General features: G+C 75.1%; 15 protein-coding genes. 4 read left to right on the top strand and 11 right to left on the bottom strand.

Annotated features, from left to right (window positions below):
• Nucleotides 1-29: 29 nt before the first annotated feature.
• From ACZ4VK_RS09030 to ACZ4VK_RS09020, 3 genes are all read left to right on the top strand, one after another.
• The gene (locus tag ACZ4VK_RS09030; protein ID WP_468350043.1) at nt 30-1,817 is read left to right on the top strand and encodes an NlpC/P60 family protein; all 1,788 of its coding nucleotides are present in this window, start codon (nt 30-32) and stop codon (nt 1,815-1,817) included.
• 387 nt (nt 1,818-2,204) lie between these two features.
• A complete protein-coding gene (locus ACZ4VK_RS09025; protein WP_468350041.1) occupies nt 2,205-2,903 on the top strand; it encodes a type 1 glutamine amidotransferase domain-containing protein in 699 nt (232 codons plus the stop codon).
• Nucleotides 2,904-2,985: 82 nt separating this feature from the next.
• A complete protein-coding gene (locus tag ACZ4VK_RS09020; RefSeq protein ID WP_468350039.1) occupies nt 2,986-3,939 on the top strand; it encodes a LysR family transcriptional regulator in 954 nt (317 codons plus the stop codon).
• Here ACZ4VK_RS09020 and ACZ4VK_RS09015 read toward each other — a convergent pair.
• Nucleotides 3,893-6,064 carry an HAD-IC family P-type ATPase gene (locus ACZ4VK_RS09015; protein WP_468350036.1) on the bottom strand — a complete coding sequence of 724 codons (2,172 nt, stop codon included), beginning with the start codon at nt 6,062-6,064 and terminating at the stop codon, nt 3,893-3,895. The two genes, ACZ4VK_RS09020 and ACZ4VK_RS09015, sit on opposite strands and share 47 nt — an antisense overlap.
• Before the next feature lie 97 nt (nt 6,065-6,161).
• Between ACZ4VK_RS09015 and ACZ4VK_RS09010 the strand changes: the two genes are divergently transcribed.
• Nucleotides 6,162-6,533 carry an ArsR/SmtB family transcription factor gene (locus ACZ4VK_RS09010; protein WP_468350034.1) on the top strand — a complete coding sequence of 124 codons (372 nt, stop codon included), beginning with the start codon at nt 6,162-6,164 and terminating at the stop codon, nt 6,531-6,533.
• A 105-nt stretch (nt 6,534-6,638) separates the two neighbouring features.
• On the opposite strand, the gene ACZ4VK_RS09005 is transcribed toward ACZ4VK_RS09010, so the two are convergent.
• From ACZ4VK_RS09005 to ACZ4VK_RS08960, 10 genes are all read right to left on the bottom strand, one after another.
• Nucleotides 6,639-7,556, bottom strand: a complete 918-nt coding sequence (locus tag ACZ4VK_RS09005; RefSeq protein WP_468350032.1) for a DUF2382 domain-containing protein — start codon at nt 7,554-7,556, stop codon at nt 6,639-6,641.
• Between the two features lie 161 nt (nt 7,557-7,717).
• The gene (locus ACZ4VK_RS09000) at nt 7,718-8,425 is read right to left on the bottom strand and encodes a class I SAM-dependent methyltransferase (RefSeq protein WP_468350030.1); all 708 of its coding nucleotides are present in this window, start codon (nt 8,423-8,425) and stop codon (nt 7,718-7,720) included.
• Between the two features lie 82 nt (nt 8,426-8,507).
• The gene (locus ACZ4VK_RS08995; RefSeq protein WP_468350028.1) at nt 8,508-10,643 is read right to left on the bottom strand and encodes a SpoIIE family protein phosphatase; all 2,136 of its coding nucleotides are present in this window, start codon (nt 10,641-10,643) and stop codon (nt 8,508-8,510) included.
• 287 nt (nt 10,644-10,930) lie between these two features.
• A complete protein-coding gene (locus ACZ4VK_RS08990; protein ID WP_468350025.1) occupies nt 10,931-12,919 on the bottom strand; it encodes an AAA family ATPase in 1,989 nt (662 codons plus the stop codon).
• 256 nt (nt 12,920-13,175) lie between these two features.
• A complete protein-coding gene (locus ACZ4VK_RS08985) occupies nt 13,176-15,170 on the bottom strand; it encodes an ABC transporter ATP-binding protein (RefSeq protein WP_468350023.1) in 1,995 nt (664 codons plus the stop codon).
• On the bottom strand, nt 15,167-16,906 hold the full coding sequence (locus ACZ4VK_RS08980) for an ABC transporter ATP-binding protein/permease (protein WP_468350021.1): 1,740 nt from the start codon (nt 16,904-16,906) through the stop codon (nt 15,167-15,169). Before ACZ4VK_RS08980 ends, ACZ4VK_RS08985 begins: the two co-directional genes overlap by 4 nt.
• Complete coding sequence (locus tag ACZ4VK_RS08975) at nt 16,903-18,102, bottom strand: SagB/ThcOx family dehydrogenase (RefSeq protein WP_468350019.1); 1,200 nt, start codon at nt 18,100-18,102, stop codon at nt 16,903-16,905. The genes ACZ4VK_RS08980 and ACZ4VK_RS08975 overlap by 4 nt, the downstream gene beginning before the upstream one ends.
• A 168-nt stretch (nt 18,103-18,270) precedes the next feature.
• The gene (locus ACZ4VK_RS08970; RefSeq protein ID WP_468350018.1) at nt 18,271-19,650 is read right to left on the bottom strand and encodes a YcaO-like family protein; all 1,380 of its coding nucleotides are present in this window, start codon (nt 19,648-19,650) and stop codon (nt 18,271-18,273) included.
• Entirely contained in the window at nt 19,647-21,128 is a 1,482-nt protein-coding gene (locus ACZ4VK_RS08965; RefSeq protein ID WP_468350016.1) for a CocE/NonD family hydrolase, read from the bottom strand. Before ACZ4VK_RS08965 ends, ACZ4VK_RS08970 begins: the two co-directional genes overlap by 4 nt.
• The gene (locus ACZ4VK_RS08960) at nt 21,125-22,051 is read right to left on the bottom strand and encodes a hypothetical protein (RefSeq protein WP_468350014.1); all 927 of its coding nucleotides are present in this window, start codon (nt 22,049-22,051) and stop codon (nt 21,125-21,127) included. The genes ACZ4VK_RS08965 and ACZ4VK_RS08960 overlap by 4 nt, the downstream gene beginning before the upstream one ends.
• Nucleotides 22,052-22,080: the final 29 nt, after the last annotated feature.

The following is a 22,080-nucleotide window of genomic DNA, read 5'->3' as shown; positions in this document are numbered from 1 at the left end:
CGGGCAGGGGCGTCAGCATGATGTCTGTCATGATCCATACATCCCGCACCGCCGGCACCTCCCGGCGCAGCCTGCTCACCGCCCTGACCGCCACCGCGGCGGCCGTTCCCCTCGCGTCCCTGACCGCCACCCCCGCTCGCGCCGCGCAGGCCGCCGCCCCTGCCGCCGCTCCCGCCCTGGCGCCTCTCGCCGCCCCCCCGCACGGCCTCGGCACCCCCAGGTCCTCGGTGACCGTGGCCGGCCTCGGCGCCGACTGGTTCAGCGGTGTCACCCTCGGCACCCTCGGCGTCAGCGTGCTGCCCGGCACCCCCGCCCGTACCGAGGTCACCTCCGGCGGCAGACGCGTCGCCCTCCTGACGCACGGCGCGCGCACGGTGCTCCTCCCCGGCCCCGAGCGCACCTTCACCGAGAACAAGCGGCCCTTCGCCGACGACTTCCAGCGCACGCTGCCGAACCTCGCGCTCCCCGAGGCCGACCGCGTCTACTGGGGCACCGCCCCCGGCGGCGGTGGCTGGACCACGCTCGGCGGCTCCGCCACCGACTTCTCGGTGACCCCCGGCGCCGGCGTGATCAGCCTGACCACGGACTACGCGAGCCGCCACGCCAGCGTCCGCGACGGCGAGATCACCGACGTCGACGTGTACGCGGTGGCCAGGTTCGACAAGGTGCCCACCGGACAGGCGTGCTCGTACGCCCTGTCCTTCGGCTACCAGGACTCGCACAACAACTACCGGGCCCGGCTGTCGTTCACCACCGCGGGCGCCGTCGAGCTCCGCGTCGAGAAGGAGGTCGCCGACGCCGTCACACAGCTGGCACCGGCCGTCTCCCTGGCCACCGGTGTCGCCGCCGGCACCGACTGGACGATACGGGTCCGCCGCGAGGGCACCAGGATCCAGGCCAAGGCCTGGCGCACGAGCTCCGCCGAGCCCTCCGCCTGGACCACCGAGGCCACCGACGCCACCTTCGTCAAGGGCCGGGTCGGCCTGCGGGCCCTCGCCAACGACGGCTGCACCAATCTGCCCGTCAAGCTGACCGTCAGCCGCTTCGAGGTCACCGAGGCGACCTGGGAGGCCCCGCCGACCGTCACCCACAGCGACTGGGTGCGCGTCCTCGACCAGCCGTTCGACGGCACCTGGACCGCGGCCCTGGAGAGCCAGATCCGCGCCTGGGCAGGCTCGACCGCGCCCGACGTGCTCGCGTACGCGGCGATGTTCCTGCCTGGCGCGCCGGCCGTGACCGCCGGTGCGGGCGCCGCCGCGGGCAAGCAGGTCCTCGGACGGGCCGGCTACGGCTACCTCGACCCGCAGGGCAACCGCTACGAGGGCGCCGACTTCCACGAGTACATGAACCTCGGCTGGACCTTCCCCGACGGTACGTACACCGGCCCGTCCAGCAAGCAGGTGGGCAACCTGGACTGCTCCGGCTACACCCGCATGGTGTTCGGCTACCACCACAAGGTCCCGCTCGCGGCCGGCGCCGACACCTCGGGGACGCGGCTGCCGCGCAAGTCCCGCGACATGGCGGACCACGCGCCGGGCGTCCGCATCGACCGGACCGCCGGTGGCACCCCGCCGGCCGCGACGCTGCTGCAGCCCGGCGACCTCGTCCTCTTCAACGCCGACTCGGGCGACGACGGCACGACCGTCACCGTCGACCACGTGGGCATCTACCTGGGCGAGGACACGAACGGCAAGCGCCGCTTCCTCTCCAGCCGCAAGACCGGTAACGGCCCGACCATGTCGGACCTGGGCGGCTCCTCGACGCTCGACGGCACGGGCACGTACGCCACGAAGCTCCACACCGTGCACCGCATCTGACGCCCCGCAGGACGTCACGCGGGACCACGCCGCGCCGGCCCGGCCGTACGCCCATCGGGGTCACTCCGCTCCCCCATGGGCGTACGTTCCCGGGCCGGCGCCGGCGGCGGTGGCGGGTAACGGCGGGCGTCCCCGTCTTCCCGGTCCTTCCCGGTCCTTCCTGGTCCTTCCCGGTCCCCCGGGCTTCTCGCAGTGCGGCGGCGGGCGTCTATTCCCCGGGACCCATCGGAGTTCCCATGGCAGCCATTGGATTCCTCATTGGAAAGCTCTCCGGCGCGGGACTACGTTCGAGGACATCGCCACACCGACGGTCTCGGACCGAGGCGCCGGGTGAGCGATCACGCCCTGAGGGCCGTACCCCGGCCCGTACCTCCCGGGAGAGACCACATGCGCAAGATCCTTTTCGTGATGACCGGCGCCGACCACTGGACCCTGGCCGACGGTACGAAGCACCCGACCGGCTTCTGGGCCGAGGAGGCCGCCGCCCCGTACGAGGCGTTCACGGCCGCCGGGTACGAGGTCGTCGTCGCCACCCCCGGCGGTGTCGTCCCGACCGTCGACAAGAGCAGCCTCGCCCCGGAGGTCAACGGCGGTCAGGAGGGCGCGGACAAGGTCGCCGCCACCCTCGACGCGTTCACCGGGCTCCGGAATCCGCTGCGGCTCGAGGACGTGACCCCGGGCGACTACGCGGCCGTCTTCTACCCGGGCGGTCACGGACCCATGGAGGACCTCGCCGTCGACGAGACCTCCGGCAGGCTCCTGATCGACGCCCTGAACTCCGGCAGGCCGCTGGCCGTCGTCTGCCACGGCCCGGCCGCGCTCCTCGCCGCCACCGTCGCCGACGGCACGAACGCCTTCGCCGGGTACCGGATCGCCGCCTTCACCAACGACGAGGAGACGCAGTCCGGCTTCGCCGACAAGGCGAAGTGGCTCCTGGAGACCCGCCTCGTCGACGCCGGTGTCGACGTCCAGGTGGGTAAGCCGTGGGTGCCGAACGTGGTCGTCGACCGCAACCTCATCACCGGCCAGAACCCGGCCTCTTCCGCTCCGCTCGCCGCCGAGGTCCTCAAGGCGCTGGACGCCTGAGGCGACCGCGCGTCGCTGGGCGCCGGACCGTACCGGTCCGCGCGCCCGGCACCCTGCCATAGGCGAACCGTAGGATTTCCGTGTGAGACATACGGATCCTGATGGGCTCGGTCCGGTCGGCGGGACACGGTCCGGCGCGCCCGTCGCGGACCTCAATCTGCTGCGTACCTTCCTCGCCGTGTACCGCTCCGGGTCCTTCACCGCCGCCGCCGGGCTCCTGGGCCTCTCGCAGCCCACGGTGACCACCCAGATCCGCGCCCTGGAGCGGCAGACCGGCCGGGAGCTGTTCGAGCGCCTGCCCCGCGGTGTCGCCCCCACCGCCGTCGCCCACGACCTCGCGGCCCGCGTCGCCGCTCCCCTCGACGCCCTCGCCGCCGCGGCCGGCCACGAGACCGCGCCCCACGAGCGGGCGGCGCCCGTCCATCTCGCGGGCCCCGGCGAACTGCTCTGCACCCGTGTCCTCCCGGCCCTGGCCCCGCTGACGGCGGAAGGGGTACGGCTCCGCGTCACCCCGGGGCTCACCGAACCGCTCCTCGACGAACTGCGCGCCGGACGCCACGACTTGGTGATCGCCACGTTCCGGCCGCGCGGGCGCGCCCTGACGTCCGTACCGCTGATGGACGAGGAGTTCGTCCTTGTCGCCGCCCCCGTCTGGGCGGAGCGGGTGAAGGAGCGACTGGCCGAGGAGGGGCCTGCGGCGCTGCACGGCGTCCCTCTGGTGACGTACGCCGAGGACCTGCCGATCGCCCGCCGTTACTGGCGTCATGTCTTCGGCACCCGGTTGTCCTGCCCGGCGGCGGTCACCGTTCCCGATCTGCGCGGTGTCCTGGCGGCGGTGACCGCCGGAGCCGGTGTCACCGTCCTGCCGCGCTACCTCTGCGGAGCGGAACTGGCCTCCGGCGCCCTCGTCCCCCTCCACCGCCCGGACGATCCGCCCATCAACACCGCCTACCTCGCCCAGCGCCCCGGGCGCCCGGCCAACCCGGACGTCACCCGCGTGCGGGATCTGCTGATCGAGACGGGACGGGAGTGGTGACCCGCCCGCCGACGGCTTCGGCGGCGGCGCGGCGCCAGGCGGCGTCGCGGAGCAGCCGCAGCCCGTTGAGGCCGACGAGGACCGTGGAGCCCTCGTGGCCGAGGACGCCGAGGGGCAGCGGCAGGGTGCCCAGGAGGTCCCAGAGCACCAGGACGGTGATGAAGAACCCGGCGATGGCGAGGTTCTGGACGACCAGGGCGCGGGCGCGGCGGGAGAGCGCGACGACCGTGGGGACGGTGGCGAGTTCGTCCCGGACGATCACCGCGTCGGCGGTCTCCAGGGCGAGGTCGGATCCGGCGCGGCCCAGGGCGATGCCGGTGTGGGCGGCGGCCAGGGCGGGCGCGTCGTTGACGCCGTCGCCGATCACCATCACCTTGTGTCCGGCCCGTTCCTGATCCTGGACGGCGGCCACCTTGTCCTGCGGCAGGAGGCCGGCGCGGACGTCGGTGATGCCGACGGCGGCGGCCAGGCGGGCGGCGGCGCGCGGGTTGTCGCCGGTGAGCAGCATCGGCGGGGTGCCGGTGAGGCCGGTCAGGGCGGCGACGGTGGCGGCGGCGTCCGGGCGCAGCCGGTCCTCGATGCCCAGGACGCCGGCCGGCACCCCGTCCACCACGACCAGGACGGCGGTGTGTCCGGCGGCCTCGAGTTCGGCCGCCGCGTCGGCGGCGCGGGCGGAGGCCGGGTCCTCGGCGCCGTGCAGGAGCCGGGCGGGGGCGCCGACCTGGACGGACCTGCCGTCGACGGTGGCGGTGACGCCGACGCCGGGGGTGGAGCCGAAGTCCTCTGCCGCCGCGAGGCGGTGGCCGCGGGCCTGGGCGGCGAGGACGACGGCGCGGGCCAGCGGGTGTTCGCTGGGGTGCTCGGCGGCGGCGGCGAGCGCGAGCAGCCGGTCCTCGTCGAGTCCCGCCGGGTACGAGCCCTCCGACCGGCTCCCGGGGTGTCCGTCCTCGTCGTCGGCCGCCGTGTACGAGCCCTCCGGGCCGCTCGCGGCGCGACCGTCCCTGACGTGGTCTCCCGGCCCGCTCCCGACGCGCTCCTCCTGGGCTGATCCGGGCAGCACGCGGACGGCGGTGACGCGCGGGGTCCCCTCCGTCAGCGTGCCGGTCTTGTCGAGGGCCACCGCGTCGACCTGTCCGAGGCGCTCCATCACCACGGCGGACTTCACGAGGACGCCGTGCCGGCCGGCGTTCGCGAGGGCGGAGAGCAGCGGCGGCATGGTGGCCAGGACCACGGCGCACGGCGAGGCGACGATCATGAAGGTCATCGCGCGGAGCAGCGAGGCGGTCAGTTCCGCCCCGAACGCCAGCGGGACCAGGAACACGGCCAGGGTCGCGGCGACCATGCCCAGCGAGTACCGCTGCTCGATCTTCTCGATGAACAGCTGCGTGGGCGCCTTGGTCTCGGAGGCCTCCTCGACCATCCGTACGATCCGGGCGATCACCGAGTCCGATGCGTCCCGCCCGACCTCGACCCGCAGCGCTCCGGTGCCGTTGAGGGTGCCGGCGAAGACCTCGTCGCCGGTCTCCTTGAGCACCGGAAGCGGCTCGCCGGTGATGGTGGCCTGGTCGACCTCGCTCGCCCCGGCCAGGACACGGCCGTCGGCCCCGATCCGCTCGCCGGGACGGATCACGAGGACGTCGCCGACCACGAGGTCGCCGGTCGGCACGCTCTCCTCGGTGCCGTCCTCCCGGACACGGGTGGCGGTGGCCGGGGCGAGGTCGAGGAGCCCGCGCACCGAGTCCTCGGTACGGGCGGTGGCCACTGCCTCCAGGGCGCCTGAGGTGGCGAAGATGACGATCAGGAGGGCGCCGTCGAGGACCTGCCCGATGGAGGCGGCGCCGAGCGCGGCGACGACCATCAGCAGGTCGACGTCGAGGGTCTTGTCCTTCAGCGCCTTGAGGCCCTCCCACGCCGGCTCCCAGCCGCCGGTGAGGTAGGTGGCGGCGAAGAGCGGTCCCCAGGTCCACGCGGGGGCCCCGAGGAGGTCCAGGGGGAGGGCGATCAGGAACAGCACGAGGGCGGCGAGGGCCCAGCGGGCCTCCGGCAGCGCCAGGACGCGGGTGCGCCGCCGGGCGGCCGCGGTGCCCCCGGGGGCGGGTGCGGGCTTGGTCAGGGTGGTGGCCATGACAGAGGGAGTCCTTCACGGGGAGGAGACGACGCCTCACACCGTACAGGAACACTTGAACATCCATTCATACGTCTACTTCCGTAGGATGCTCCTCATGGGCCACGGAGTGAACGCACCGGACAGCAGTACGACACCGCGCACCCGGCTGACCACGGAGAACGCGCAGCAGGTCGCCACCACGCTCCAGGCGCTGTCCACGCCGTCGAGGCTCCTGATCCTGGCCCGCCTCCGCGAGGGCCCCTGCGCGGCGACCGAACTGGCCACGGCCGTCGGCATGGAGCAGTCCGCCTGCTCCCACCAGCTGCGCCTGCTCCGCAACCTCGGCCTGGTCACCGGCACTCGCGAGGGCCGCTCGGTCGTCTACGCGCTCCATGACGACCACGTCGCCGGTCTCCTCGACCAGGCGCTGTACCACGTGGAACATCTCCGACTCGGCGTCACCGACACGGCCCCCGGGACGCGCTGAGCCGCGCCGCCAGACCGTCATCGCCTGGCGGCGCGGTCGTCCCGCTCCGTTGTTCTGCCCGGTTCCGCCCGGCTGTTCCGCCCGGCCGGCAGATCTGCCGAGCGGTCAGATGCGGCCCTCGTCCGTGCGGCCTCGGCGCTCGGAGAGTTCGTCGGTCATGTCGGCCTCGTCGGTCTCGATGTCGATCCGCTCCTTGCGGACCTGGCCGGTGACGGTCTCCTCCTCCGTGACCTCGTCCGTACGCAGGCTCACCCGTTCCTTGGGGACGGCCCGGGTCTCGACGACGGGGCGCTCCTCGTGGAGGGTGACCTCGTGCTCGGCCTCGGAGATCTCGGGTCCGGACAGGGCCTCGTCCCGGTTCGCCTCGGTGATGGGCTCGCGCTCCAGGCGGACTTCCTCGTGCCTGACCGGCACGGTCTGCTGGACTTCCTCGGTGACGACGTACTTGCGCAGCCGGATGCGGCCGGTCTCCACCTGCTCGGTGCCGACGTGCATCTCCTCCTCGGAGCGGGTCATGGCGTCGTCACCCGTACGCGACATGGTCTCGTCGCCCGTACGCGCCATGCCCTCGCCGCGCGTGCCGCCCATGCCTCGGGCGCGGTCACCCTCGCCGAGCCCCGCGGCGCCCGCTGTGCCCGCTGCGCCGGCGGTGCCGTGCGCCCAGCCGCCCTCGCCGGGCTGGTTCGCCCGCTGCCAGGCCTCGTCCCAGGCGATGCCGTAGTACTCGTACAGCCGCCGCTCCTCCTGGTTCGACAGATGGCCGCCGCCGTCCACGTCGACGTGGGGGGCGTCCTTGATCCGGTCCTTGGGATACGGGACCTCCAGGTGGTCGTCGACCATGGACGCGTCCTTGATGGGCACGAACGACTCGCTGGTGCCGAACAGCCCGGTCTTGACGGTGACCCATTCCGGGCGGCCGGTGACGTCGTCGATGTAGACGTGCTTGGCGTCGCCGATCTTCTTGCCCTGGGCGTCGTACACGGGGTGGTCCACCACCGCGGGGATCTGTTCCTGGGCGATCATGATGGCCCTCCATATTCTGTCGCGGTACTCGCGCGACTTACCGCCTCCCCGCGAGGAAAACGCGTGGATATCGGAGGGATTGCTTTGATTCTTGACCGGTTGAGCGCTCAACTCCCGCCCCGGGTACGACCGGTCGGTTCACAGGCCGTCGGTCGGAGCGCTCAGCGCAGTCGGCGCGCTCGCAGTACCAGGTCGTCGGTGTGGTGCGCGCCGGCGCCGCCGTCGGGTGCCACGCGGGGCCGCTGCTCGTCCACCTCCACCACCCAGTCGTCGTCGAGGAGAGCCCTGACCATCGACGGCCAGACGTAGTCGGCGGGGTCGAAGCCGCTGTCGTGCGCCTGCGGACTGTCCATCCCCGCGTGGTGGACGAGCAGCAGCACACCGCCGGGCGCGACGGCCGCGAGCAGCGCACGCTCGGCCGCGGCGTCGGGGGTGCGCAGCAGGGCCGGGTACTGGGCGGAGACCAGATCGAAGGAGGCCGGCGGGAGCGCCGCATCCGTCAGGGCGGCGTGCACCCAGCGCACGTCGACGCCGGCGTCCCGCGCGTGCCCGGCCGCCCGCTCCAGGGCCACGCCCGACACCTCGAGCGCGGTCACGTCCCAGCCGCCGCGCGCGAGCCAGACGGCGTCCGCGCCCTCGCCGCAGCCGACGTCGAGCACGCGTCCCGGGGTGAGGCCGGCGACCTCGGCGACGAGCGCGCCGTTGGGCTCCCCGCTCCAGAGCTGTCGCCGCTCGGCGTACCGCTCGTCCCACTCCGCTCGCACGGCGGGGTCTCCGACGTAATCGTCGGGGGTAGGGCCTCGGCGGTGGCCGTCGGTGGGTGAGGGGGCGTCGGACGCGGGCGGTCCCGCTGCGATGTCGTCTGTCACGGGCCCACCGTCACCCACCGCGGCCCGCTCACGCCACCGCTGTTGCCGGACCGGCAAAACCGACGCCCCTGACCGTGCGGCATCAGCCGCTGTCAGGGCCCCGGGCTTCGACGAGGAGCAGGGCGACGTCGTCCGGGTCGTCGGGCCTGCGCATGGCGTCGACAAGGCGGGCGCAGGTGGCGTCGAGGTGCGGGGAGGCGGCACCGAGCGTTCCGAGGAGCAGGGTGAGGCGTTCGTCGATGGGGTCACCGCGGGTCTCGACGAGGCCGTCGGTGTACAGGAGGAGCTGGTCGCCGGGGTCCAGGGGGACGGTGGTGGTGGAGAAGGCGACACCCCCGACGCCGAGCGGGGCTCCGGTGGGCAGGTGGAGCAGTTCGGGCAGGTGTCCGGGGCGGGTGAGGACCGGCGGGAGGTGTCCTGCGTTGGCGATGCGGCACTGCCCGGTGGCGGGGTCGTAGGTGGCGTAGAGGCAGGTGGCGATGTAGTGCTCCAGGCCGTGGGTGAGCCGGTCGAGGTGGTGGAGGATCTCCTCGGGGGGCAGGTCGAGGGCCGCGTAGGCGCGGGCGGCGGTGCAGAGCTGGCCCATGGCGGCGGCCGCGTCGATGCCGTTGCCCATGACGTCGCCGATGACGAGGGCGGTCCTGTCGTCGGTCAGGGGGATGACGTCGTACCAGTCCCCGCCGACCTCGTTGGCCGCCCGGGCCGGCTGGTAGAGGGAGGCGATCCGCAGGCCGGGGCGCTGGGGCGTGGCGGGCGGCAGGAGGCTGCGCTGGAGGGTCTCGGCGGCGGTGCGCACGTTCTGGTGCCAGCGGGCGTTGTCGATGGCGACGGCGGCCCGTGCGGCGAGTTCGCGGGCGAGGAGGACGTCGTCCGCGTCGAAGGGGTGGGGGTTGCGGAAGCGCAGGAGGTCGAAGGCGCCGAGGATCTCGTCCCGGGCGATCAGGGGAACCGCGAGGTAGGAGTGGGCGCCGGCGCGGGCGAGGGTCTCCGCGGCCTGCGCGTCGCGGGCGATGCGCCGCAGGTCCTGTGCGTCGCAGTGGGCCACGAGGACGGGCTGTCCGGTGCGTACGCACTGAGTGATCAGCCGGTCGGGGCCGTACGCGGCGACCTCGCCGACCGGGTCGGCGGCGGCGGTGATGTCGGTGGGGAAGGCGGAGGCGACGGCGAGCGCCCGGAACAGCTCCGGGCCGTTCGGGTCCCGGGTGGACGTACGCCAGGACAGCACGTCGTTCAGGACGTCGACCGCGGTCAGGTCGGCGAGGTCCGGGACCGCGACCTCGGCGAGTTCCCGGGCGGTCTGCTCGACCCCGAGCGTCGTGCCGATCCGGGCGGAGGCGTCCGCGATCAACGCGAGCCGTCGCCGGGCCCGCTCGGCCTCGGAGGCGGCCAGGTGACGCTCGGTGACGTCCACGACCGAGGAGGCCACCCCGATCACCCGCCCCCCGGGCCCGTGGATCCGGTAGTACGACACCGACCAGGCGTGGTCGTGATCGGGGTCGGCGCGGGTGCGGCCCAGGATGTACTGGTCGACGAGCGGCGTGCCCGTCGTCAGCACGTGGCGCAGGGCCCACTCGACCGTCTCCACCCCGTCGTAGGGGTGGATGTCCCGGGGCCGGCGGCCGATGTGCTCGGCGGCCGGCACTCCGTTGATCTTCTCCAGGGCGGGGTTGACCAGCCGGTAGCGCAGATCGGTGTCGAGGAGCGCGAAGCCCACCGGCGCCTGGGACACCAGCTGCTCCGACAGCGCGAGCCGGCTCTCCACCTCGTGCAGGGTCGTCTGGTCGACCGCCATCCCCAGCGCGTACACGTCGCCCAGATCGTCCAGGAGTCGCACGTTGCGGAACTCCACCTGCCGCGTCGCGCCGTCCCGGTGCCGGACGGGGAACACTCCGGCCCAGCTCTGCCCGGTGGCCATCACCCCGGCGAACAGCTCCGCCGCGAGCTGGCGGTGCTCCTCGCTGAGCAGCAGCCGCGCCGCGTACTGCCCCAGGGCCTCCGCGGCGGTGTAACCGAAGGTGACGGTGGCCTGCGGACTCCAGAACACGATGCGCCCGCCCGCGTCCACCACGACCGCCGCGACGTTCAGGAAGTCCAGGAGGCTCCCCGGGCCCTGCCGGCCCGCGCCGGCGTCGGCCTCGGCGGTCCCGGCACCGTCGGCGGCCGTGCCCGTCCCGGGGGGCTCGGCGCCGCCGGCTTCGGGCGGTGCGTCCTGGGCCATCGCCTGCTCCCTCCACCCCCGGACCCCGGCGGTGCGCGGAACACCACCGGCTGGACGTTTCCCTCCATGCTGCGCCCTGGACGGGGCGGTGGGCATCCCGGAGGGGCGGAGGGTCCGGTGCCGCGCTCCACCGGCGACGGGCTGATGCCTGGGCTACGGGGCACGCCGGGGCTCCGGTGTCCGTGGCCCGCCGGCAGCGGTCCGACGCCCTGGCTCGTACGGGGCACGCCACGGCTCCGGTGTCCGTGCCCCGCCATCAGCGGCCCGATGCCGGGGAGCCCGGCCGGTCACCCCGTCGGGCGTCCCTCCTGGCGGCGGTGTTCGCTCGGGGTGCCGGGGTCCGTGCGCGGGGCGGGCAGGCGTACCCGGGGACGTGGAGAGGGCGGAGTACCCGGGTCGACGAGGTCGAGCAGGCTGCGCAGGGCGGTCCGTGCCTGAGGGGCGTCGAGCCGGGCGTCGAGGTAGCCGAGCGCACGGCGTGCCCGGTGGCGGGCGCGGCCGGTGTGTCCGGCGCGGTGGTCGGCGACGGCCAGGGCGTAGTGGGCGAGGGCCGCGGCCCAGCTGTCGTGGCCCCCGGCCCGCTGGGCGAGGGCCCTGCGTGCGGTGCGGGCGGCCAGGGCGGGGGTGGAGTGGGTCCGTACGACGGCCAGGGCGGCGAGGCTGACCATCGGACCGGGACCGCCGGGGGCGTCCTCGGGGATGGTGTCGGCGGCCTGCCGGTAGTGCTCGGCGGCCGTGGCGAGGTCGTGCCGCCTCCAGGCGAGTGTGCCGTGGGCGTGGGCGATACGGCCGACGAGGGCGTCGTCGCCGGCGAGGACAGCGGCGGGCCAGGCGAGGTCCAGGAGGCGATGGGCCGTGGCCGGGTCCTGGCCCGCGGCGAGCCACGCGGCCAGCCACTGGCCCCGTGGGGTCAGGGGGCTGTCCGCGGGCAGGAGGGGCAGCAGGGCGAGGAGATGGCGGGCGCCCTCCTCGCCGCGGTTGCGGGTCGCCCACCAGAACCACAGGTGGAGGAGCGTCTCCAGGGCGATCTCGGCGTGGTCGCGGGGGTGGGCGGCCCGGCGTACGAGGTCGGTCAGGTCGTCGTACGCGTCCTGGACGAGCTGTACGGCCTGCTGCTGCAGTCCGGTGTTCCAGAGCGTCTCGGCGACGGCGGCCACGCTCCGGCAGTGGCGGGCGTGCCGCGCCCGGGCCGCGAGCGGTTCACCGGCCGCTTCGAGGCGTTCGGCGCCGAAGTCGCGGGCGGCCCGGGCCATCCGGTAGCGCGGCTCACGTACCTCGCCGGGTTCGCCCCGCCGCACGAGCACGCCGATCGCGGTCAGCTCGGCGAGCGCGGGAGGGATCTCCGTGGCGGCGAGGTCGGTGCCCTCGCAGACGAAGGCGGCGGCCTGCTCGGTGAAGGTGTCCGCGAACACGCTGAGGCGTCGCCAGACCTTGCGTACGGCCGGCTCGCAGAGGGAGTGCACGGCGCCCATCGACGCCCTGACCGACCGGTGGCGTCTGATGGCCGCACCGGGAGCCGGGCCGGTCAGCCAGCACTGGCCGCTCTCCAGGCGGGCGAGGAGCCGGCTCATGGTGCTGTCCTCCAGCTGGGCGGCGGCGAGTTCGAGGGCGAGGGGCACGCCCTCGACCAGCGCGCACACCCGGTCGACCGCCGCCCGGTCGGCTGCCTCCCGGTCGAGCGGCTCCCGGTCGAGCGGCTCCCGGTCCGCCGCCGTAGTCGGGCCCCGCCGGGCGGTCAGGGCGTGGAAGAGTTCGGCCGCCGGTGACAGCCCGTCGGGTGGGGTGGCGGTCGCCAGGGGTGCGAGCCGCAGCACGTGCTCGTGACCGAGTCCGAGCGGGCGGCGCGCCGTGACCAGGACCCGCAGGGTCGGCAGCGTCGTCAGCAGGGACTGTGCCAGCCGGGTGCAGTCGGCGTGCACGGGGTCCATGTCGTCGAGGAGGAGGAGCAGTTCGCCGTCGGGCAGGGACCGCATCGCGGTGGCGAGGTCCGGGGTCGCGGAGCGGCCGTCCACACCTGTCGCGGCGTCCAGGGCCCGGGCGATCCGCGCCGCGAGGGCCCAGGGGCCGGCGGGGACGCCGTCGTGCCAGCGGACGCGGACCATGGCCTGCCACGGGCTGTCCTGCGGGCAGGCCACGGTCGCCAGGGCTAGGCGGCTCTTGCCGACGCCGGCCGCGCCCGTCACGGTGACGAGCCGGTGCGTGGCGAGGGCGGCTCTGAGGGCGGCGAGTTCGGCGTCCCGTCCGACAAGACCGGGGTGCCCGCGGGGACGGTCCATGAGCCGGACACCGTCTCCTTGGCCTGCTGCCCGCACGTTTGTCGCTCCCATCGGTCGGTTCACCTTCTCGGCCGCGACGCCACGAGCCCGGCCCGGCAGGCACCGCTTCCGGAAACCCGCAGGTCCTGGTTGCAGAACCGTCACTGCACTGACGTCACCGCACCTCAACGTCGCAAGGGGGCCCGAGGTAGCGCCGGCACCCCGTACATCACCCGTCACGGTGACGAGGAGACCGGCCTGATCGGCAAGACACCCCCTAGGGGGCGATGTCGGCGAGGCTGCGGTTGAGCGCGCTGTCCGGGCGGCCGGTGAGCTCCTCCCAGGTGCCCTCCTCGACGATGCGTCCGGTTTCGAGGACGGCGATGCGGTCGGCCCGGCGGATGGTGGCGCGGCGGTGGGCGATGACGACGGTCGTACGGCCCTGCTTGCGGAGCGCGGCGGCGAGCTGGGCGTCGCCCGCGTTGTCGAGGTGGGCGGTGGACTCGTCCAGGATCAGGACCCTCGGCTGCGCCAGGAGGGCGCGGGCGAGGGCGATACGGGCCCGCTGGCCGCCGGAGAGGGTCGCGCCGCGCTCGCCGACCAGGGTGTTCAGCGGGGCGATCCGGTCGACGCCGCACGCGCGGGCCGTCTCGGCGAGGAGGCCGTCGTCGGCGTCGGGGGCCGAGAGCCGCAGGTTCTCGGCGAGGGTGCCGTGGAAGAGGGGCGTCTCCTGGCCCACCAGGGCGACGGCACGCCGGAGTTCGGCATCGTCGACCTCACGCAGGTCGACCGGGGACCCGTCGTCGGGTACCAGCTGGATCTCGCCCTCGGACGGGTCCCAGAAGCGGGCCAGGAGGTGGGCGCAGGTGGACTTGCCCGCACCCGAGGCGCCGACCAGGGCGAGCGTCTGCCCCGCGCTGACGGTCAGGTCGACGCCGTCGAGGACGGGACCGCCGCCGTAGGCGAACCCCACCCGGCGGAGCCGGACGCCCAGCGGGCCGGCGGGAAGCGGGCGGGGCACGGCGGGCGGCGGGGCGAGCGCGGGGGCCTTGACGGCCGCTCCGACCCGCGAGGCGGCGGCGCGCAGGGACACGGCCTGACTCAGGGACCTGGCCGACTCCGCGACGGGGCCGAGGACGGCCAGCGCGAGCGCCATCGCCGCCGGGGCCCACGCGCCGTGCAGCCGCCCCGAGGCCACGGACTGTGCCGCCCCCGCCACGACGCCGAGGACCGCCACCACGATGAGCAGATCGCGGGCCGCGGCGGCGCCGGCCTCCCAGGTGGCCTCGGCCCGCTGGGCGTCGCCCACCTGCCGTCCGCGCTCCGCGAGCCGGCGCCTGCGTCCGGCGAAGGTGCCGAAGGCGAGCAGCTCACGCAGTCCGTCGACGGTCTCCACCGTGTCGGCCGACAGCGTGGCGCCTGCCGCCCTGGTGCGGGCACCTCGTACGGCACGTCCGCGCGCGTCGGCGAAGGGCGCCGCGGTGAGCAGGGCCGCGACGGGCAGCACGGCGACGAGCAGCCACGGCTCCACGGTGGCGAGGAGCGCCGCACCGCCGGTGAAGACCGTTCCCGCCGCGAGGAGCTGGGCGGTGGTGTGGGCGTAGAAGAACTCCAGTGCCTCGACGTCGGCCATGGCGGTGGCGGCGAGGTCCCCGCTGCGCCGGCCCGCCACGCGGGCGGGCGCGCTGCGGGCGAGCCCGTCGAAGACGCGTACGCGCAGCGCGGCGAGAACCCGGTAGGCCAGGTCGTGCGAGAGGTCCATCTCGCGCCAGGTCGTCAGGGCCCGTACGAGGACCAGGACGACGAGCGCGGTGACGGTGCCGGCCGACGGGGCCCGCGCGTCGATGACGGCGGATCCCACGGTGTGGGCGGCCAGCGTGACGAGCGCGACGAGCGAGCCCTGTTCGAGGAGCGCGGCGGCGCAGGTGCGGGCCGTCATGGCACGGTGCCCGGCGAGGGCGGGGAGCAGAGCGCGCAGGGCGCCCCGCTCGGGCACGCCCGGGTCGGTGGCGGTGCCGACGTGTTTCGAGCCGAGGGCGTCGGTCAGCGCTGGGGCGGCGTTCGTGGCGGCGTTCGTGGCGGGGGCGCCGATCGTGGCGGGGGTGTCGGTCGCGGTGGGGATGCCGGTCGCGGTGGGGATGCCGGTCGTGGTGGCCGGGTCGGCCGCGGCGGGGGCTCCCATCGGGATGGAGGTCATGCCGACGGTGTCCGTCCGGGTGGCGGCACCGATCGGGGTGGAGGTGGTGGCGGTGGGGTCGACGGCCTTGCTCATGCGGCGAGTTCTCCTCGGTGGGTGCGGCCCGCCTCGACGAGTCGCGTGTAGACGCCGCCGGCCTCGGCCAGGCCGGCGTGGTCGCCGATCGCGTCCACGCGTCCCCCGTCGAGGACGACGATGTGGTCGGCGTGCCGGACGGCGGCGAGCCGGTGGGCGATCACCAGGACGGTGCGGTCCCCCGCGGCCTTCAGCAGTTCGCGCACGATGTCCGCCTCGCGGCGCTCGTCGACCGAGCTGGTCGCCTCGTCGAGGACGAGCACCGGGGCGTCCGCGAGCAGCGCACGGGCGAGAGCGAGCCGCTGCCGCTGCCCGCCGGACAGGGTGGCGCCGCGCTCGCCGAGGACGGTGCCGTACGCATCGGGGAGAGCGGTGATCTCGTCGTGGATGCCCGCGATCCGCGCCGCCGCCGTCAGGTCGTCCTCCGTGGCGTCCGGCCGGGCCATGCGCAGGTTGTCCGCGATCGTGGCGTGGAAGAGGTACGTGTCCTGCGACACCACCGCGACGCCCTGCCGCAGCGCGTCGAGGGAGTACTCGGTGGTACGGCGCCCGTCCAGGGTGATCCGGCCCTCCTGCGGGTCGTGGTGGCGCAGGAGCAGGGCGAGGAGGGTGGACTTGCCGGCGCCCGACGGGCCGACGATCGCGGTGGTACGTCCCGCCGGTGCGGCGAAGGAGACACCGTGGAGGGCGGGCTCCGGTGTGCCGTCGTAGGTGAACCGGACGTCCTCGAAGCGGAGTTCCGGAGGTGTCGGCCAGTGCGCCGGTGCCGTTCCGGTGTCCCGGACGGACGGTTCGGCGGTGCGCAGCGCGGCGATCCCGTCCGCGGCCGACACGCCCAGGTATCCGGCGTGCCACTCGCGGGCGAGGTCGCGGACCGGCCGGAAGCACTCGGAGGCCAGGAGCAGCATCAGATAGGTGCCGGTCGCCGTGGTGGAACCGCTGACGGCCGACCAGCAGGCGAGGAGCGCGGCGGCGGCGATGCCGCCCTGGACGGCGAGGTCGGTGATGCCGGTGTCGACCAGGGAGACGCGGAGTTTGGCGACGGTCGCCCGGTGCAGCGCCGCCGAGCGCTTCTCCAGGCGTTGCCGGGTGCGGCCGACCGCGCCGGCGGCCCGCAGGGCGGGCATGCCCTGCAGGGCTTCCAGGTAATCGGCGCCCAGCCCTTCGTACGTGTCCCAGTGCTCCTTGCCGCGGGCGGCGAGGAGGCGGTCCCAGGCGCGCGGGCCGAACAGGGCGAGCAGCAGGGCGGGGGCGAGACCGAGCAGCGCCGCCGGTTCCACCACCGCGAGGGCGGCGAGCACCAGGGGCGGCACGGTGAGGGTGATCAGGAGCTGCGGCAGATAGCGGGAGACGTAGGCGTCGACGCCTTCCACGCCGTCGACGAGCGTGGTGCGGACGGCTCCGGCGCGCGCGGTCGTCAGGTGCGCGGGGCCCAGGCGACCGAGGTGGGCGAGGAGTTCGTCGCGCAGCGCCACCCTGACCTCGGCGCCCGCACGGGTGGCCGTGCGCCGCTGCCAGGTGCCGAGTGCGGCGCGGGCGGCGACGACGGCGAGCACCGCGGTGAGCAGCCACGGGAGCTGTCCCGTGTGGCCCCGGGCCAGGTCGGCGAGCGCGACGGCGAGCAGGACCGCCTGCCCCAGGTGGGTGAGGGTGACGGCACCTTGCAGAAGGGTGGCGGTGAGCAGCGGGCGCCGGGCACGGCGGGCGGCGCGGCGCAACTCGGGGTGGACGATCATGTGGTGTTCTCCTCGTCGGCGTGGAGGGTGCCTGGGGGGTGTCTTGTCGACGAGCCCGGCCTGATCGGCAAGACACCCCCCAGGGCCAGTCCGTGGACGATCCAGTCCTGGCCGGGTGGGGCGCCGAGCGCGGCGCCGAGGTCCGCCTGCTGCCAGGAGCCGACGGGCCGGGCGGCCAGCCCGTGGCGCCGGGCGGTGACATGGGCGAGATGGACGGCGAAGCCGGCCCGCAGGTGGGTGCGGCGGATGAGCGGTGCGTCGGCGTCCGCGGGGCAGCCGCGGGCGAGCAGGACGGCGCCCGCGTCCGCGATCCACGCCTGCCCCGCCGCCCAGGCCGCCAGCGTCGGGCGGGCCTCGCCCGCCGCGCACCGGCGCAGTGTCGCGCCGTCGGGGGCCGGTTCGACCAGACCGGGCCGCGGGAGCCCGACGGCGGCGCACCACCGCAGGTCGCCGCCGCCCGCCCGGGCGGCGGCGGCGAGGACCGCGCGCAGCGCCTCCGGGGACGGGGTGCCGGGCAGCGGCGGCGGGGTACTGCGCCGGGCCAGGAGCTCCTCGGCCGTGGGGGCGCTCTCTGACGGTAGGTCGCGCGGGAGGCCGTCGCGCCGGTGATTCGGGTCGGGCGGGGGGACGCGTACGGCCGCGAGAGGGGTCCCGGCACGTCCGTCGAGCCGTAGCTCGGGCTCCCCCGAGTCCAGCGGGTCGAGCCGGAGCTCGGGCTCGCCCGCGTCCAGTGCGCGGGCCGCGAGGTACAGCGCGGCGGCGGCGTGACCGGTGTCGAGGAGCAGCAGGGGCCAGGCGCGGTGTCCGTAGTGGGAGACCGTACGCCGGGCGGTGACGGAGAGTTCGACGGTCACGCCCGGCGGCGTACCGTCGGGCTGCCCGCCCAGGCGGTGGACTCGGTGGCGCAGCGGGTCGTAACCGTAGCGGCCCGGCGGCAGGGAGCAGCCCGTGCCCACGACGAGTACGGCGTCCACCGGGTGCAGCGCACCGGCGGACGCCGCGGGCCGCAGCCGCCCGGAGTCGTCCGATGCCGCGAGGGAGAGGCGCAGCAGGGCCCGCAGGTCGAGCTCCGCCGGGCCGGCTTCCGGAATCGCGCGCGGCGGCCCCGGCCAGGGACGGACGGCCGGGCCGGCGGGCGTGTCGAGGCCGGGGCGCAACGGGGAGCGGGCGTGGGCGAGCGCGGCGGGGAGGTCCACGGGGCGCCCCTCCAGGTGCCGCGGGCCGTCCACCGGACGGTCACCATCGAGGTGTGGCGGGACCATCAAGGGGTCCTCCCCATCGGGTGTTCCACGTCCATCAGGCAGGCCCCGCCGAGCCGTTCGGGTCCATCGGTCGGTCCCCATCGGAATGTTCCACGGCGGTCCTCACATGTGCGGCGGGGGCGCCAGGGTGAAGTCCTCCGGTGCCTCCGGTGCGGTCGTGCGCCAGCCTCGCCGGACGGCTGTCTCGGCGAGACGGGGGCAGCCGAAGTAGCCGAAGGCGGCGGGGGCGTTGGGGAGGAGGCCGGAGACGAGGACCCGGGCCACGCGCAGGGACGTTTCCGCCACGTCCTCGGTGGTCAGGTCGAACGTCATCACGCGGTGGCCGCCCGCGTGCAGGGCGCGTTCGAGGCGTTCGCGGCTGCCGGGCTCGACCGCGTCGACGGACACGGTCCCCTGGGCGGGTTCGGTGAACCGCCTGGCCTCGGCCGCCATCCGTTCGTCCAGCCAGACCTGCACGTGCGCGCCCAGGTCCCGTACGTGCTCGAACCGCTCGCCGCACGCGTCGAGATACCGGCCGTCGGCGCGGTGCTCCAGGTAGAGCCCGCGGGCGAGCAGTCCGGCCTCGACGGCCTGGAAGACCCAGCCGTCGGGGTCGGTCAGGCCCTGGGTGAAGACCCAGGTGTGGACGGCTTCGAGGACGGCCTTGCGGGCCGCGTCGGCGGGGTCGTACTTGCAGGCGAACCCCGCCGCGTACAGGCCGAGCTTCGGGTCGTGGACGAGCGCGGCCATGCAGGGGGCGAACTCCGACGGCATCTCGACGAGATGGACGTCGAGTGCGCATCCGGCCAGGTCGTCCAGGAGGCCGGGCACGCTGGCGAGGTCGATGCCGCGGGTGGGCCCGTCGAGGTGCCACCACAGTTCCAGGGCGTCGCGTTCGACGATCTCGAGGAGGCCGCGTTCGACGGCGTCGTCGAGCCCCTGGCCGGTGGCGATGCCCGCGTAGTTGAGGTGGTGCGTACGGGGCAGGGTACGCAGATCGCCCTGGCGCCAGTTGAGGTGGGTGAGGGCGACGGGTGCCCAGACCTCGGCGGTGCGCCCGTCGGGCAGCCGCTCGGTGCCGCGCGTCCACAGGGACGGAGTGTCGGCGGTGAGGCGGCGGTAGGGGAACCTCTCCCGGTCGTACTGCCACGGCGCGTAGGCGGGCAGGTCGTCGGGGCCGTAGAGCCGCAGGCCCTTCTCGGCCAGTTCGGCGGCGGTGGCGCGGAGGGGGGCCCCGGGGTGGCCGGGCGGCGGAACGCGGTTCCCGCAGTACCGCTCGATCCCCTCGGCTATCGCGGCGATGCGGGCCTGCTCGGGGTCGCCGAAGGTGGTGCCGAGGGAGACCCGGTCGGCGGGCCACAGGCCGAGTCTGCGGGCGTCGGATATCTCGGCCGTGAGCGCGGTGTAGCGGGGCGGGGCCCCGGCGGGGTGTTCCACGGGCTTGACCTTGCGGACGATGCCGCAGACGGGATCGACGAGTGCTTCGAGCGGCAGCGCCGTCATCGCAGGATCTCCTTGGCGGGATCGGTGGAGGTGGGACGGGACGGAAGGACGTGCAGGCTCAGCTCCACGCTCTTCGGGTCGACTTCCCGCCGGGAGGCGAGGAGCCGTTCGGCCGTGACCGGGTCGTCCCCGGTGTGGGGATGCCGGGCGTGGGCCGGGAAGTGGTGTCCGGCGATCTCGAGCCGCAGCCGCGTACCGGCCCGTAGCCGACGCGCGAGCCGGCCGAGTTCGACGGTGAACTCCGCGTGGCGGCCCGCCGGTTCCTCCCGCCGCAGGACGCCGAAGGCGAGCCGCTCGGCGGTCCCTTCCGGTGTGAGGGCGACGAGGCGGGCTGCCCAGTCGGCGTACGGGGTGTCCGCGGCGGCCCGCAGTCGTAGCCGGACGGGCCCCACGGCGTCGAGCGGCCGGGGCAGCGGCGGGGTGGCGAGGAGACAGCGGTCGGGTACTCCCCCGGTGGGCACGGTGAGGTCGTCCGAGCGGGCCGGGCGGTCGGGGTCGGCGGTGAAGACGGCTCCGCGCAGCAGCCGCATCCGCTGGGTGCGCGGTGCGCCGTCGGTGCCGGCGGGCAGCCACAGGTCGGCGCCGCCCAGGGCCGCCGCGCCGTGGCGGCCGGGAGCGAGGTCGCCGGTCAGCGCGCGGCGGGCCCACCGCACGTACAGCTCGCCGAGGCTGACGCGGTGGGCGGGACCGGCGTCGGGTCCCGGTGCGGCGACGAGTCCGTGGCCCCAGGGGCCGAGGAGCAGCCGGGCCGAGGGCCCGCCCCAGGTGCGCCAGAGGGCGACGGTGTCCTCGATGAAGTGGTCGTGGTGACCTCCGACGGCCAGCAGGGGCACATCGGCGCGGGAGGCCAGCGAGGCGAGCCGTCCGCGCTCACGCCGCTCCCAGAGCGCCGGCCAGGAGGGGAGGCTCCGGCCCAGTCGCTCCGGAAGGCCGGTGAGGGGCAGCTGGGTGAGCAGACCGGGGTCCACGGCGAGGGCCTTGTCGAGCGCGCTCTCGTCGGAGTCCCGCCGGTCGCCGTGGGCGGCCCACCACCCGGCTCGGGCCGACAGCCGCTCCACACCGGAGGGTTCGCGCGCCGTCTCGGCGGCGCCGAGCGCGGGCACGGCGGCGATGACGGCGTCCGGCCGGGCTTCCCCGGGCGCTTCGAGGGCGAGGACGAGGGCGCAGTGGGCGCCGTAGGAGGCGCCGACGGCGACGTACCGTCCGTCGCTCCACGGCTGCCGCCTGATCCATCGGGCGGTCACCGCCCCGTCGGCGGCCTCGTTCTCGTACGGGCGCCACTCCCCCGGCGAGGCGAACCGCCCCCGCACGTCCTGGACGACGGCGGCGAACCCCCGGCGCGCCCAGCCGTGCGCCTCGGCCCGGTGCCGGGCGCGGTCGTACGGGGTGCGGATGAGGACGGCGGGGAAGGGGCCGGCGCCGTCGGGAAGTCGTACGTCGGCGACGAGACCGTCGACAGCCGAGCGGAAGGAGGTCATCCGTCCTTCTTGGGCGTGGGAAGGGTCGGGGTGGAGGCGGTCGGGGTGGGCGCGATCGGCGTCGGGGTCACCTCGGGGACCGGCAGGACGGGGTGTTCGGTGACGGTCAGCGTGCGCAGGTCCACCTGTCGGAGCCGGCGCCGGGCCGGGAACCCGGCGGTATGGGGCGCGTCGGTGGCCCACCGGCTGAGATCGTCGGCGAGCAGGGCGGTGAGCAGCGCGGCGGCGGGAACGCCGAGCCGGACCGGCGCCCCGGACGTACGGGGCCCGCTCCAGTAGGCGGTCAGCTCGCGGTGGGCAGGGGTGGCGGCGAGCCTGCGGGCCCGGACGTGGGCCGCGGTGACGTCCCCGGGACCGGCGGCGAGGGGCTCGACGTACGCCTGCCAGCCCTCGCGGTGGCAGCGCAGCCAGGCGACGCCGTGCCCGGGCAGCCGGTCGGCGGCGTCCCAGAGCCCGTCGGGTACGGGTCCGTCGAGGCACCACACGACGGCGGCGGGGTTCCCGTCGAGGAGGTCCTCGATCGCCGCCGGCGAACCGTCGGGAACGGTCAGGGCAGGGGTCGTACGGGGCTCGGCGCCGAGCGCGGCCAGATGCGTGGCCAGCGGACGGGTCAGTGCCGGGTCGCCGAGGAGCCGGACGGTGCGGCGGGCGGCGGGCCACGGCGGGCGCTGCGGCTCGTCCGCCAGGTATCCGGCCTGCTCGAAGGCGCGTACGACGCGGTTCAGTTCCTCGTCCGGCACGGCCTCTTCGGCGCCGGGGAGCGGGGACACGTCGTCATCGCCGGAGAGCAGGGACAGCAGGGAGCCCTCGTCCACGTCGGGAGTCCTGACGCTCAGGAACTCTCCTTCGGCGGTGCGGACGGCGAGGCCCCGACCGGGCACGGTGACGACTTCGACTCCGGGGACGAGCCGGTTGCGGGACACGACGTTCCTCCTGACGAAAGGGCGTGGGA

This window comes from Streptomyces sp. NPDC028711, from assembly GCF_055565415.1.
Note: the sequence above shows the minus strand (reverse complement) of the source record. Positions and strands in the feature narration are given on the sequence as shown.